Genomic DNA, 13,509 nt, shown 5'->3' on the forward strand with positions numbered 1-13,509 from the left:
GGCAGGCCGCGCAAGTCCTCCTTTGGATAGCCGCAGCAGAGGGAGTTTGCGATGTCGATCACACGGATGAAACTGGGGGGGACGATCCGGCTGACCGTCGCGCAGGCCATCGTGCGCTGGCTGATGAACCAGTACATCCTGATCGACGGGGTCGAGACCCGCATCTGCGGCGGGGGCTTCGGCATCTTTGGCCACGGCAACGTCCCCTGCCTGGGCGAGGCGCTTTACCCGGTGCACGAGGACCTGCCGCTTTACCGCGGTCAGAACGAGCAGAGCATGGGCTTCGCCGCCGCGGCCTATGCCAAGTACCACCTGCGCCGCCGCTTCATGTTCTGCACGGCGAGCGCGGGACCGGGGACGGCGAACCTTCTGACCGCCGCCGCGCTGGCCCATGCCAACCGGCTGCCGATGCTGATGCTGTGCGGCGACACCTTCCTGACCCGCCTGCCCGACCCGGTGCTGCAGCAGCTTGAGCATTTCGGCAATCCGACACTGGGCGTGAACGATGCCTTCAAGGCGGTCAGCCGCTATTGGGACCGGATCACCCATCCGGCGCAGATCCTGCAGTCGCTGCCTGCGGCGCTGGCGACAATGCTGGACCCGGCCGATTGCGGACCAGCTTTCCTGGGCCTGCCCCAGGACCTGCAGGGCTGGGCCTACGACTATCCCGAGGCCTTCTTCGCCCGCCGCCTGCACCGCATCCGCCGCCAGTCTCCGGACAGCGCAGAGATCGCCGAGGCGGCCGCCCTGCTTCGCACCGCCGCGCGCCCCGTCATCATTGCGGGCGGTGGCGTCCAGTATTCCGGCGCCGTGGACGAGCTGACCCAGTTTGCCGAGCGGCACGGGATTCCGGTCGTGGAAACCATCGCCGGGCGCGCGAACCTGCGGGCCGACCATCCGCTGAACATCGGTCCCTTGGGGGTCACAGGGTCGGACAGCGCCAACACCATCGCGGGTGCGGCCGACGTGGTGCTGGCGGTGGGGACTCGGCTGCAGGACTTCACCACCGGGTCCTGGACCGTTTTCGCGCCCGATGCCCGGCTGATCGGGCTGAACGCCGCGCGGCATGATGCGGCAAAGCACCTGTCGCTGCCCGTGGTTGGCGATGCGCAGCTGGGACTGAAGGCACTTGGAGACGCGCTGAAGGGCTACCGGGCGCCCGGGGTCTGGCTGGACCGCGCACAAGCGGAGTGGAAAAGCTGGGACGCCTATGTCTCGGCCAACGTGGCCCCGGGGAACCGCCCGAATTCCTATGCCCAGGCCATCGGCGTGGTGAATGCGCATTGCCATCCGCGCGACCGCGTGGTCACGGCGGCGGGCGGCCTTCCGGCCGAGGTGACGGCCAACTGGCGCACGCTGGACATTGGCACGGTGGACGTGGAGTTCGGGTTTTCCTGCATGGGTTACGAGATCGCGGGTGGCTGGGGGGCCCGGATCGCACAGGCCGAGGTGGAACCCGAGCGCGACACCATCGTCTTCGTGGGCGACGGCAGCTACCTGTTGATGAACTCGGACATCTATTCCTCGGTCCTGACGGGGAAGAAGCTGATCGTGCTGGTGCTGGACAACGGCGGTTTCGCGGTCATCAACAAGCTGCAGAACAACACCGGGCAGGCCAGTTTCAACAACCTGATCGCCGACTGCCCGACCGTCGCCGCGCCCTTCGCGGTGGACTTCGAGGCCCATGCGCGCGCGATGGGCGCCAATGCCGAGACGGTGGCAAATCCGGCCGAACTGGCCGCGGCCTTCCAGCGCGCGAAGGCTGCGGACAAGACCAGCGTCATCGTCATGCAGGTCGATCCCTACGAGGGCTGGACGACCCAGGGCCATGCCTGGTGGGAAATCGGCACGGCAGAGATTTCAGACAGCGACGGGGTGCGCGCTAAGCATCTCGAGGTGGAAGCCGGGCGCGCGGGCCAGAGGCGGGGCGTCTGATGGCGGACCTCGCGCGGCTTGCAGGGCGGAACTTCCTGGTCATCGGACGCGCGGGCATGGACCTGTACGCCGACCCGCCGGGAACGCGGATCGAAGAGGCCACCCGATTCACCACGGCGCTTGGCGGGTCCTCGGCCAACATTGCGGCAGCACTGGTGCGGCAAGGCTGCAAGGCGGCGCTTCTGACGCGGGTCTCGGACGATGCCGTGGGGCGTTTCTGCCTAGCACAGCTTTACGCCTATGGCATCGACCGGGCCCATGTGCGCGCCGTCGCGGGTGAGCCGCGCAATTCGCTGGCCGTGGTTGAAACGCGGATCGAGGACTGCCAGTCGGTCATCTACCGCAACAATGCCGCCGACTTCGCGATGACCATCGAGGACGTGGAACGGGTGGACTATTCCGCCTACTCCGCGCTGATCACCACCGGCACGGTCCTTGCGGCCGAGCCGTCCCGCAGCGCGGCCTTCCGCGCCTTCGAACTGGCCCGCGCCGCCGGCCTGCCGCTGATCTTCGATGTGGACTACCGGCCCTATTCCTGGCCCTCCGCCGCCGTCGCCGCCGAGGTCTACTCCCGCGCGGGTGAGATGGGCGACGTGATCGTGGGCAATGATGTCGAGTTCGGGTTCATGGCCGGGCACCCCGACCTGGGCCTGGACAAGGCACGCGCGCTGATCGCGGACGGGGCGCAGATCGTCGTCTACAAGCGGGGGGAAAAGGGGGCCGTCACGCTGTCGCCCTGGGGCGAATTCGCCACGGGCATCTACCGGACCCAGGCGCTGAAGCCGACCGGGGCCGGCGACAGCTTCCTTGGCGCCTTCATCGCAGGCCTCGCCAGCGGCCTGCCCCTGCGGGAGGCTGTTCTCAGGGGCTCGGCGGCGGCGGCGATGGTCGTGGCCCGCGTCGGCTGCGCCCCGGCCATGCCGACCGTGCCCGAGCTTGACACCTTCCTGGCCAGCCACCCTGGCCCGTCCGAATAGAGAGCCCCCATGCATATCGCGCCCCATGACAACCGGAACCAGCCCATCGTGGACAGGGACCATCCCCTGGTCCCTTACGTCTATTTCAACATCGTGAGGCTTCGGGCCGGCGAGGCGTTCGACTACCGGACGCCGGGCTACGAGACCTGCGTCGTCCCCGCCACCGGCACGGTGACCGTGGAAACCGCGGGCGAGACCTTTGCCCGGATCGGCAACCGCGGCGTCGATGTCTGGGATGGCGAACCCGAGGGCGTCTATGTCCCCGCCGACACCGGCGCGCGGATCACGGCGCTGACCGAGACCGAGGTCTTCATCGCCGGCGCGAAGTTCTCCGAGACGCTGAAGCCCTTCGCCGTGCGCCAGGCCGAGATCGACCTGGTGCAATACGGGTCGGACGACACCAAGACCCACCGCAAGATCAAGCATATCCTTGGCGCGGCCTACCATGACCGCGTGGGCCGCCTTCTGGTCAGTGAGCTTTACACCGTCGGCGCGGGCGGGTGGTCGGGCTTTCCCAGCCACAAGCACGACACCGACCGCCTGCCGGACGAGACGCGGCATGACGAATGCTACAACTTCCGCTTCCGGCCCGATCATGGCTCGGGCCTGCAGATGCTGCAGCGGGTGGATAACGAACCGGGCGACGCCTATCACATCATGAACCGCTCGACGGTGCTGATCGACAAGGGCTATCACCCCTGCTGCGTCCTGCCGGGCTACGAGATGTACTACTTCACCATCCTTGGTGGCCAAAGCCAGCGCAGTCTGAAGCAGTATTTCCAACCGACCCACGCGGCGCAGCTTCAAACCATCCCCGGCATCATGGACATGGTGGCCAAGTTCAAATGACGCTTGCGACCCTGACCGAGGTGCTGGGTCCCGCTCTGCGGGAGGGCTACGCGGTCCCCGGCCTCGTCTGCCTGGGGTGGGAGGACATGCGGGCCTATGTCGCCGCCGCCGAGGCGGAACGCGCGCCGATCATCCTGCAGGCGGGGCCCGGCTGCCGCGCGCATACCCCCCTGCCCGTCCTTGGCGCGATGTTCCGCCACCTTGCGGAAGCGGCCAGCGTGCCGGTGGTGGCGCATCTTGACCACGGCACCTCGCGGGAGGACTGCCGCGCGGCGCTGGATGCGGGGTTCACGTCGGTGATGTTCGACGGCTCGCGCCTGCCGCTACAGCAGAACATCGACCTGACCGCCGCCGTCGCAGAGCTGGCCCATTCGGCGGGGGCAGGCTGCGAAGGCGAGATCGGCTTCGTAGGCTACGCCGGCGGGGCCACATCGGCCGGAACCGATCCGGAAGAGGCCGCGCGGTTTGCCCGCGAGACGGGCGTCGATGCGATGGCGATCTCCATCGGCAACCTCCATTTGCAGGAAACGCCGGGCGGCGGTCTGGACCTGCCCCGTCTGCGCGCCATCGAGGCACTGACCGATGTGCCACTCGTCATCCACGGCGGGTCGGGCGTGCCGGCGGACCAGCGGGCCAGTCTGGCCGCGACCAGCCGCATCGCGAAGTTCAACATCGGCACCGAACTGCGCATGGCCTTCGGCGCGGCCCTGCGCGAGGCGGTGAACCGTGACCCGGCCCGCTTTGACCGGATCGAGATCCTGCGGGAAACCGAGACCCCGGTGGCCCTGGCCTGTCGCGCGATCCTGCGCAACCTCGGCGCGTCGGGGCGGGTTTAGTCAGGCACCGACCGCGACAGATTCAGCATCGCACGCGCCTCGGCCACCGTGGCGACGGGGCGCTGGTGGCGGTCGCAGATCTCGACCACCCGGCGCACCAGGGCTGCGTTCGACGGGGCGAGTGTCGTGCGGTCGAGGCGGACGTTGTCCTCCAGCCCCGTTCGGGCATGGCCGCCGGACGCCACGGACCATTCGTTCAGCGTCAGCTGCGCAGGCCCGATCCCAGCGGCGCACCATTCCGACCCGGGAAGCAGGCGTTCCACTGTGCGGATGTAGTAGTCGAAGACGTCCCGGTCGGCGGGCATCGCGTTCTTCACGCCCATGACGAACTGGACATAGGCCGGGGCCTTCAGCCTCCCGTCCCGCTGCATCGCCGCCGCCTGGTGGATGTGGGAGAGGTCGAAGCACTCGATTTCCGGCTTGATGTCATAGGCCAGCATTTCCGAGGCCAGCCAGTCGACGAGATCCGGCGGGTTCTCGTAGACGCGGGTGGGGAAATTGTCCGAGCCCACCGAGAGGCTGGCCATGTCAGGCCGCAGCGGCAGCATCCCGCCGCGCGCCTGACCCGCCCCGGACCGCCCCCCGGTCGAGAACTGGATGATCATGCCGGGGCAGTGCTTCTCGACCCCCTCCTTCAGCCGTGCGAACTTCTCGGGGTCCGAGGACGGGGTTTCGTCGTCGTTGCGGACATGCGCATGGACGATCGTCGCCCCGGCCTCGAACGCCTCGTGGGTGGACTCCACCTGTTCCGTGACGGTGATCGGCACCGCGGGGTTGTCGGCTTTCCGGGGCAGCGATCCGGTGATGGCGACGCAGATGATGCAGGGTTTCATTGCGGGGCGAGGATGAAATCGTGTTCCACCAGGAAGAAGGGCTTGTCGAAGCCCGCCTTCTTGATTTCGGCGGGATCGGTGATGGTCTGGAACTTGGCCAGCAGGCTTTCCTTCACACCGAAGACCGCATCCGAGCCGATGTAGGGATCGTCCGGGTCGAAGATGTGGGTGACCAGCCGCGCATGGGCCGGGGCCTCGATGATGTAGTGCAGGTGCGCCGGGCGGTAGGGATGGCGGCCAAGCGCGGCCAGCAGCTTGCCCACGGGACCGTCATCGGGGATCGGGTAGAACCTGGGCTTCACGCCCTTGAACCAATAGCTCCCGTCGGCCCCGGTGCGGAACACCCCACGCAGGTTGAAGTCGGGCTGAATGCCCTTTTGCTGCACGTCGTAGAAGCCTTCGTCGTTGGCCTGCCAGACGTCGATCTTGGCGTTGGCGAGGGGCGTCCCGTCCGTCGACCGGATCGTGCCACGCACCAGCATCGGCTCGCCCTTCTGGTCCAGGCAGATGTCGCTGCCCATCGGCAGTTCCGGCGCGTCGGCGACGTGGAAGGGGCCGAGGACCGTGCTTTCCGACGCTCCCGAAGGCTTCCGGTTGTTGATCGCATCGACCAGCATCGACACGCCCAACACGTCCGACAGCAGGATGAACTCCTGCCGCCAGTCGGTGCACATGTGGCCCGTCGCGGTCAGGAACTTGATCGCCTCGAACCATTCGGCTTCGGTCGGCTCGATCTCCTTCACGGCGGCGTGGAGGTGTTTCGTCAGGATCGCCATCACCTCGGCCAGGCGCGCGTCCTTGGCCTTGGCGTTGCGGGAGATGACGACCTCGGCCGAGGTGGCTTCGGTGAAGAACCCTTGTTCGGTCATGTCAGTGCCCCAGGATCTGGCGGAGGGCGCGGGTGAGATCGCCCTCTGGGTCGGAGGATGCCGTCTGGCTGCGCCAGGCGACGTGCTGGTCGGGGCGGACGAGGATGCAGCCCGAATCGCGGATCTCGCGGACCTTGTGCCAGTCGCCGACATGGTCCTCGTAGTCGGCGCGCGGGCCGATGGTGACGGCGCGGATCGGAAGGCCGAGCGACTTGCCCACGCTTTCGGCCGCCTTGACCCAGCCCTCGCCGCCGATGCCGGTCAGGATGGTGAACTGGCCCTTCCCGCAGAGGTCCAAAGTGGAGTGCTTGCCCCCTGCCCGGTCGTAGACCCAGGCATGCGGCAGCCGCGCGCCGGGGGTGGTGGTGGGGTGGTAGTAGAGCTCCATGTTCTCGCCCACCGGCGCGGTGGTGCCGTCGCTGACCACGGCCGAGGAGGCGTAGCGCTGGTTCATCTCGACCCCGTGGCAGTCGAATTCGTAGACCTTGAAGTCGATGGCCTTCCGCAGCGCCTCGCGCTGTTTCTCGCCAGCCTCGGTCGCGTCGCAGCGCGCGGCCATGCTGCGCTCGATCCGGTCGTGGTCGACGCCGCCGTCCATCCCGAGGGACTCGAAGATCGGGCCGAACTCGGCGATGGACTGGTTGGCGCGAGTCACAATCTGCCGTGCGACGGGCGCGCGTTCGGTCGAATAGCTGTCGAGAAGCTTCGGAGTCGCCTGGCCCTTGACCACGGCGGCAAGCTTCCAGGCGAGGTTGAACCCGTCCTGGATAGACGTGTTCGAGCCGAGCCCGTTCGAGGGCGGATGCCGGTGGGCGGCGTCGCCCATGATGAAGACGCGGCCCGATTGCATGTGGGTGGCAAAGCAGTTGTTCACCGTCCAGGTGTTGGCCGAGATGAGGTCGATCTCCAGGTCCGGGACGCCCACCAGCTGGCGGGCCACCTGGGTCGCCATCGCCTCGTCCACCACGGGGGCCGGCTGGTTGATGTCGTAGCCCCAGACGATCAGCCATTCGTTCCAGGGCCGGACCATCCGCACCAGCCCCATCCCGATCCCGCCCACATCCGCGCCGGGCTGCATGACCCAGTAGAGGACCGAGGGCCGGTGGGCGACATAGCGCGACAGGTCGGCGCGGAAGAGGATGTTCATCGATCCGCCGACGCCCATCTTGCCCTCGAACGGGAGGCCCGCATGTTCGGCCACCAGGCTGTTCCCGCCATCCGCCCCCACCAGGTACTTCGACCGCACGGTGAAGTCCTTGCCCGTCAGCCGGTCGCGGCAGGTGGTGGTTACCCCGTCGGCATCCTGGACGTGGTTCAGGTATTCCGTGGACATCCGGCTCTGCGCCCCGCGCGCGCAGGCGGTCTTGAAGAGGATCGGCTCCATGAAGGTCTGCGGCAGGTCGTTCATCTCGCAGGGGCTGGCGCGGAGGTGGCGGGCCTTGCTTTCGGGCGAGGTGCCCCAGGACTGCATGCGGCCCAGTTCTTCGCCGGCAAGACTGACGCAGAAGACGTTGTTCCCCATCAGGTGCTGGGGGGCGGCGTGCAGCATCGCCTCGGCCTCGACCTCGCGGCCAAGATCGCGCAGGACCTCCATCGTGCGCTGGTTGGTGATGTGGGCGCGTGGGGTGTTGGCCAGCCAGCGGTAGCGGTTCACTACCAGCGTCTCGACGCCGTAGGAGGCAAGCAGTGCGGCCGTCGCGGACCCGGCAGGCCCGGTGCCGATGATGAGCACGTCGGTGGTGATGTCGGCAGTCATGTCAGTCCTCCCTGGGGGTCGGGCCGGAGGTCATTGCCCCCGGCCTTTTGTCGTCAGGCCGTGATCCAGCCGTAGCGGGCCGTATCCTTTCCGGCATAGTCCGGGTCGAGGTAGATGAAGAGCCGGGTGATCTTGCCCTCCTTCACCGTGAAGCAGTCGCACCAGCGCCCCGCGCCCCACTTGGGCTGGTCCGCCATCCAGGGGCCGTCGCGGTGTTCGCCCTCGCTGGTGCCTTCGACGGCAAAGCTGTCGGTCCCGTTCATGTACCAGGTGAAGCCCTCGTAATGGTGCTTGATCGACTTCAGCGTGCCGCCGACGTCGGAGAACATCTTGATGACCTCCTCCTTCCCCCTCGCCACGCCCCATTTCGGGAAGAAGACCTCGGCATCGTCCGAGAAATGGTCGAAGAGGCCAAGGCCGGTGGTGGGCGAGACGCCGCCCGCGTCCAGCGACTTCAGGTAGCTTTCCGCGACGGCCTTGCGCTCGTCGTCGGTCATGCCTTGCGCGGCGGCGGGGGTGGAGAGGCTGGCGGTGGCGAGGGCGGCAGTGGCGACGATCGCGTCGCGGCGGGTCAGGTCGGTCATGGGCTCCTCCGGTTACGATGAGTGGATCACGAGACGGCGTTGCACTGGGAACAGGGACAGGCCCGTGCGGTCGTGGATGAGGCCCCAGAGACCGCGAGGGGCGAAAAGCATGGTGGCGATGGCCAGAAGGCCGAGGGCCAGGAGATACCAGCTGCCATAATCGGCGAAGGCGGTCTGCAGCCCCCAGAAGACGAGGACGCCCAGGATGGGTCCCTCCAGCCGCCCGATCCCGCCGATGACGGCGATGAAGATGACATAGGCCGTCCAGTTGGTGACGGAGAAGGCCGCGTCCGGGGAGATGCGGGCGGTCTGCATGTAGATCAGCGCACCGACGAGGCCGGTCATCGTGGCGGCGGCGAGAAAGACGATCCATTTGACGCGGCGGGCGTCCACGCCGACCGACTGCGCCGCATTGTCATTGTCGCGCACGGCGGCCAGCGCAAGGCCGGTGCGGGAGCGGAGGAGCGCGTAGATTGCGGCCATCGTGGCGATGGCAAGCGCGAGGGCGAGCCAGTAAGCCAGCACGTCGCGGGCGGCGGCGTCGCGGAGGCCGAACAGGGTGGCGATGGCCTCCACGCCGATGATGTCGGAGGTGGCCTCGCGGGGAAGCGAGGTGCCGGTGCCGCCGCCAAGCGTCTTCCACTGCGCGATGAGCAGCCGCGTCACCTCGGCGATGACCCAGGTGCCGATGGCGAAATAGGCCCCGGCCAGGCGGAAGGCGAAGAAGGCCATCGGGATGGCCAGGAGAAAGGCCGCAAGGCCTCCGAGGAGGATGGCGGGGACCGGGTCCCAGCCCCAGAGAATGACGCCTGCGAACATCGCATAGGCGCCGATGCCGACGAAGGCCTGCTGGCCGACGCTGACCATGCCGCCGAACCCTGCGATCAGGTTCCAGAGCTGGGCGAGGGTCAGCATGGTCAGGATGAAGAACAGGTCCTGGATCAGGCTGCGCGGGGCGAAGGCGGGCAGTATGAGGCCGACAGCGATCAGCGCCAGGGCGGCGATGCCGGCGATGGTCGAGGCGCGGGTGCGGGTTGTGACCGTGTGCATCTCAGTCCACCGCCCTGGGGAAAAGGCCGCGCGGCCTGATCAGGAGGACGACCAGGAAGGCGATGTGGCCTGCCAGGATCTGCCACTCTGGATTGATCTGCGCGCCGAAGGTTTGGGCGACACCGATGATCGCTCCTCCCGCCAGCGTGCCCCAGAGGGAGCCAAGGCCGCCGATGATCACCGCCTGGAAGGCGTAGAGGAGGCGCGCGGGGCCGATGGAGGGATCGAAGTTCGCTCGCATGCCGAGGTAAAGCGCGGCGAGGGTCACGATGACCATCGCAAGGCCGGTGGCGATGGCGAAGACGGATTTGGGATTGAGGCCCATGAGGCTTGCCGTGGTGGGGTCGTCGGAGACGGCGCGGAAGGCGCGGCCCAGGGCGGTGGTGTAGAAGATCCGGTTCAGGACGAAGATCGCGACGACGGCGCTGGCGAAGGTCAGAAGCGGCAGGGTGCCGACGGTGACCACCCCGAGGTTGATCGAGGCGCTTTCGAGGGGGCCGACGGAAAGGCGCTGGCTGTCGGCGCTGAATACCTCCAGCATTCCGTTCTGAAGTGCCACGGAGAGGCCGAAGGTGACGAGGAGAGGCGGCAGGATGTCCTTTCCGAGGACCCGGTTCAGGATGAACCGCTGCAGCGCCCAGCCCGCGGCGAACATGATCGGCGCGGCGATCAGCGCGGCGAGGAAGGGGTTGAGGCCGAGGGTGGCGGTGATGAGGAGGATCGCGAAGGCCGCGAAGACGATCAGGTCGCCGTGCGCGAGGTTCACGAGGCGCATGATTCCGAAAACGAGGCTGAGCCCCGCGGCGAAAAGCGCGTAGAGCCCGCCGAGGAGGATGCCCTGGACGAGGACGTCAAGCCAGATCATCGGGCGCCTCGCGGGTGGGGAGGGTTTTCAATTTGAGCGCCTTGCGGCGCGAGCCTTTTGTCTCGCCTTTTGCGCGTGAAGGACGCGCAACGGCTCGGCCGCGACATGGTTGCTCGAACCAGTGGCGCAAACCATGTCGCACCTCCGGCGGGGATATTTGGGCAAATGTGAAAGGCATGGGGGTCATGCGGCGGCCCCGAAATAGGCGGCGTGGATCGCCTCGCGGGTGACATCCTTGGCCGGGGCGGTCAGGGTCACGCGGCCCTCCATCATGCAGTAGACGCGGTCGGCGACGGAGAGCGCGCGGGAGATGTCTTGTTCCACGACGATGACGGCGGCCCCGGTGGCGCGGATCGCGGGGAGGGCGGCGTAGATGTCGCGGATCACCACGGGGGCGAGGCCGAGGCTGATTTCGTCGCAGAGAAGGAGTTCGGGGTTGGACATCAGCGCCCGACCGATGGCGACCATCTGCTGCTGCCCGCCGGAAAGGGCGGTGCCGGGGGAGTGGCGGCGGTCCTTCAGGATGGGGAAGAGCGTGTAGATTTCATCGAGCGACCAGCGGCCGGAGCCCTTGCGGACCTGGCCGCCGATCAGGAGGTTCTCCTCGACGGAGAGCGAGGGGAAAAGCTTGCGGCCTTCGGGGACCATCGCGATGCCGCGTTGCAGGATCTGGTCGGCGGGGAGTGCTCCGATGGGGGTGCCGTCGTGCAGGATCATCTCGGGCGCGTTCTTCAGGACCCCGGTGATCGACCGCATCAGGGTGGTCTTGCCAGCGCCATTGGCCCCGATGATCGCCACGCATTCACCGGGGTCGACATGCAGGTCGACGCCGAAGAGGGCCTTGAACTGGCCGTACTGCGCGGTGAGGCCGTGGGTGGAGAGGAGCGGCATTCAGACCTCCATCCCCAGGTAGATTTCGCGCACCTCCTTGGAGGCCATGATCTGGTCGGGCTCGCCGATCCCGATGACGCGGCCAAAGTCGAGGACCAGAAGGCGTTCCACGACCGAGGTCAGGGCGTGCAGGACGTGTTCGATCCAGATGATCGTCACCCCTTGCGCGTGGAGGCCCTTGATCGTGGCGACGAGCGCCTGGCATTCGCCCTCGGTCAGGCCGCCGGCGATTTCGTCGAGGAGGAGGAGTTCCGGACCTGTCGCCATCGCGCGGGCGAGTTCCAGACGCTTTCGGTCAAGGAGCGAGAGGCTTCCGGCCAGCTGGTTGGCTTTCGCGAGAAGCTCGGTATCGCGCAGGATGGCGACGCATGCCTCCTGTACCTCCGCCTCGCGCTTGCCCTGGCCATAGGCGGCGGCGGTGAGGAGGTTTTCGAAGACCGTCAGCCCCTCGAACGGCTGGGGGATCTGGAAGCTGCGGCCGACGCCCATCCGGACCCGCTCCATCGCCGCGGTGCGGGTCACGTCGCGGCCGAGGAGGGTTATGGTCCCGGCGTCGGGCAGGAAGTTGCCGGTGATCAGGTTGAAGAGCGTCGATTTCCCCGCCCCGTTCGGGCCGATGATGCCAAGCGCCTGACCCTTCGGCACCGAAAAGGACACGTCGTCGGTCACCTTGAGGGCGCCGAAACTTTTCGAGACATGGGAAAGGGTGAGGACGTCGGTCATGGATCAACGGGCCTAGGGTGCGGCCCCCGCTGGGGACGGGGGCCGCGAAGGATCAGGCCAACGCCTCCATCTTGCCGCCGGTCGGAATCGCCGGGGCGGTCTGGTTGTCGACGATGACAAGGTCGAAGGTCCCGTCCTCTTTCCGCCGCCACTGGCCGCCGACGAGAGGCGTCTTGGTGACGTTGGTCTTGGCGAAGTCCGGCACGCCCTCGCCCGTCCACGCGACCTTGCCGACCATCGTGTCGAGGTCGGTGGCAGCGATGGCCGCGGCCACGGCATCGGCATCGGTCACATCCGAAACGCGGCCCATGACGTTCGAGGCCACTTCGAAGAGCGAATGGACGAAGCCGATAGGCTGGGTCCAGGGGCGGCCCGACTTCGCCGTGTAGTCCGCCGCGAGGTCCGCTGCCGACTGGCCGGTGAGCGAGGACTTGAACGGGTGCGTCGCGCTCCACCACACCTCGGACGACAGGTTGTGTCCGGCCTCACCCAGGGCTTCGACGGATTGCGGGAAGAGGATGGCCTTGGCCACAGTGATGATCTTCGGATTGTAGCCCTGCTGCAGCGCCTGGTTGCGGAAGGTGGTGAAGTCGGGCGGGATGACGACGCCGGTGACGATGTTGCAGTTCGCGGCCTTGAAGGCGTTGATCTGGGCCGAGAAATCGTCGTTCAGGTTCTGGTAGCGACCGGGATCGGTCAGCGCATAGCCCTGCGCGGCAAAGCCTGGACCGACGCCCACGTTCGGGTCACCCCAGGCGTTGCCGTCGCCGTCGTTGGGGAAGAGGCCCCCGACCTGCTTGTTGGTCTCGATCTGGTTCCACATGTTCAGGAAGACGGCGATGACGTCCTCGAGCCCCCAGAAGTAGTGGAAGGCGTAGTTGAAGGGCTTCCAGCTGGCCGGGTCGCCAGGGTTGCCCTGCTGGCCGATGAACCAGGGCTGCCAGGGCGCCTTGGTCGAGATGACGGGCATCCCTTCCGCCTCGCAGGTGGTGGCGACGGGGTTCGTGGTTTCCGGCGTGGAGGCGACGACCATCAGGTTGATCTCGTCGTCGACGATCAGCTCCTTGGCCACGGCGGCGGCGCGGTTCGGGTCGGACTGGCTGTCCTTGACGATGACCTCGAAGTTCTGGCCGACTTCGGTCGCAAGGAACGCCTCGATGTTGTAGGCGTCGCTTTCCGCGAACCCGGCCAGGGGCCCCGACTGCGGGCTGACATAGCCGATGCGGATCTTGGCGCCCTGCGCGATGGCGGGCGCGAAGAGGCCGGGGGTGGCGAGCGCGAGGCCGGTGGCGGCGCCGGATTTGAGCAGTTTGCGTCTGGTAAGCATGGTGGTTCCTCCCT

At 67.4% G+C, this 13,509-nt stretch carries 13 protein-coding genes; 4 read left to right on the top strand and 9 right to left on the bottom strand.

Features of this window, described 5'->3' with window-relative positions:
- Positions 1–51: 51 nt before the first annotated feature.
- Genes iolD through ACE3Q6_RS06345 form a run of 4 tightly spaced genes read left to right on the top strand, consistent with a single transcriptional unit; the run spans position 52 to position 4,597 of the window.
- Positions 52–1,935, top strand: a complete 1,884-nt coding sequence (gene iolD, locus ACE3Q6_RS06330; protein ID WP_374429849.1) for a 3D-(3,5/4)-trihydroxycyclohexane-1,2-dione acylhydrolase (decyclizing) — start codon at positions 52–54, stop codon at positions 1,933–1,935.
- Positions 1,935–2,912, top strand: a complete 978-nt coding sequence (gene iolC / locus ACE3Q6_RS06335; RefSeq protein ID WP_374429851.1) for a 5-dehydro-2-deoxygluconokinase — start codon at positions 1,935–1,937, stop codon at positions 2,910–2,912. Before iolD ends, iolC begins: the two co-directional genes overlap by 1 nt.
- A gap of 9 nt (positions 2,913–2,921) precedes the next feature.
- A complete protein-coding gene (locus ACE3Q6_RS06340; protein WP_374429855.1) occupies positions 2,922–3,761 on the top strand; it encodes a 5-deoxy-glucuronate isomerase in 840 nt (279 codons plus the stop codon).
- Positions 3,758–4,597: a class II fructose-bisphosphate aldolase gene (locus ACE3Q6_RS06345; RefSeq protein WP_374429859.1), complete on the top strand. Its 840-nt coding sequence runs from the start codon at positions 3,758–3,760 to the stop codon at positions 4,595–4,597. The genes ACE3Q6_RS06340 and ACE3Q6_RS06345 overlap by 4 nt, the downstream gene beginning before the upstream one ends.
- Here ACE3Q6_RS06345 and ACE3Q6_RS06350 read toward each other — a convergent pair.
- The 9 genes from ACE3Q6_RS06350 to ACE3Q6_RS06390 all read right to left on the bottom strand — a co-directional run bounded on the left by ACE3Q6_RS06350 (position 4,594) and on the right by ACE3Q6_RS06390 (position 13,495).
- Positions 4,594–5,430, bottom strand: a complete 837-nt coding sequence (locus ACE3Q6_RS06350) for a 3-keto-5-aminohexanoate cleavage protein (RefSeq protein ID WP_374429863.1) — start codon at positions 5,428–5,430, stop codon at positions 4,594–4,596. The two genes, ACE3Q6_RS06345 and ACE3Q6_RS06350, sit on opposite strands and share 4 nt — an antisense overlap.
- Positions 5,427–6,299, bottom strand: a complete 873-nt coding sequence (locus ACE3Q6_RS06355) for an intradiol ring-cleavage dioxygenase (protein WP_374429867.1) — start codon at positions 6,297–6,299, stop codon at positions 5,427–5,429. Before ACE3Q6_RS06355 ends, ACE3Q6_RS06350 begins: the two co-directional genes overlap by 4 nt.
- A 1-nt stretch (position 6,300) precedes the next feature.
- On the bottom strand, positions 6,301–8,055 hold the full coding sequence (locus tag ACE3Q6_RS06360) for an FAD-dependent oxidoreductase (RefSeq protein WP_374429871.1): 1,755 nt from the start codon (positions 8,053–8,055) through the stop codon (positions 6,301–6,303).
- Positions 8,056–8,108: 53 nt separating this feature from the next.
- Positions 8,109–8,639 (bottom strand): nuclear transport factor 2 family protein, encoded by a 531-nt coding sequence (locus ACE3Q6_RS06365; RefSeq protein ID WP_374429873.1) that lies wholly within the window; start codon positions 8,637–8,639, stop codon positions 8,109–8,111.
- Between the two features lie 12 nt (positions 8,640–8,651).
- Positions 8,652–9,689, bottom strand: coding sequence for a branched-chain amino acid ABC transporter permease (locus ACE3Q6_RS06370; RefSeq protein ID WP_374429875.1), 1,038 nt, complete (start codon positions 9,687–9,689; stop codon positions 8,652–8,654).
- Between the two features lies 1 nt (position 9,690).
- Positions 9,691–10,554 carry a branched-chain amino acid ABC transporter permease gene (locus tag ACE3Q6_RS06375; protein ID WP_374429877.1) on the bottom strand — a complete coding sequence of 288 codons (864 nt, stop codon included), beginning with the start codon at positions 10,552–10,554 and terminating at the stop codon, positions 9,691–9,693.
- A gap of 183 nt (positions 10,555–10,737) precedes the next feature.
- A complete protein-coding gene (locus ACE3Q6_RS06380) occupies positions 10,738–11,445 on the bottom strand; it encodes an ABC transporter ATP-binding protein (protein WP_374429881.1) in 708 nt (235 codons plus the stop codon).
- Positions 11,446–12,168, bottom strand: a complete 723-nt coding sequence (locus ACE3Q6_RS06385; RefSeq protein WP_374429882.1) for an ABC transporter ATP-binding protein — start codon at positions 12,166–12,168, stop codon at positions 11,446–11,448.
- A gap of 52 nt (positions 12,169–12,220) precedes the next feature.
- On the bottom strand, positions 12,221–13,495 hold the full coding sequence (locus tag ACE3Q6_RS06390) for an ABC transporter substrate-binding protein (RefSeq protein WP_374429885.1): 1,275 nt from the start codon (positions 13,493–13,495) through the stop codon (positions 12,221–12,223).
- Between the last annotated feature and the right edge of the window lie 14 nt (positions 13,496–13,509).

Origin of the sequence: Tabrizicola sp. (assembly GCF_041913445.1) — a bacterium.
Lineage (GTDB): Bacteria > Pseudomonadota > Alphaproteobacteria > Rhodobacterales > Rhodobacteraceae > Tabrizicola.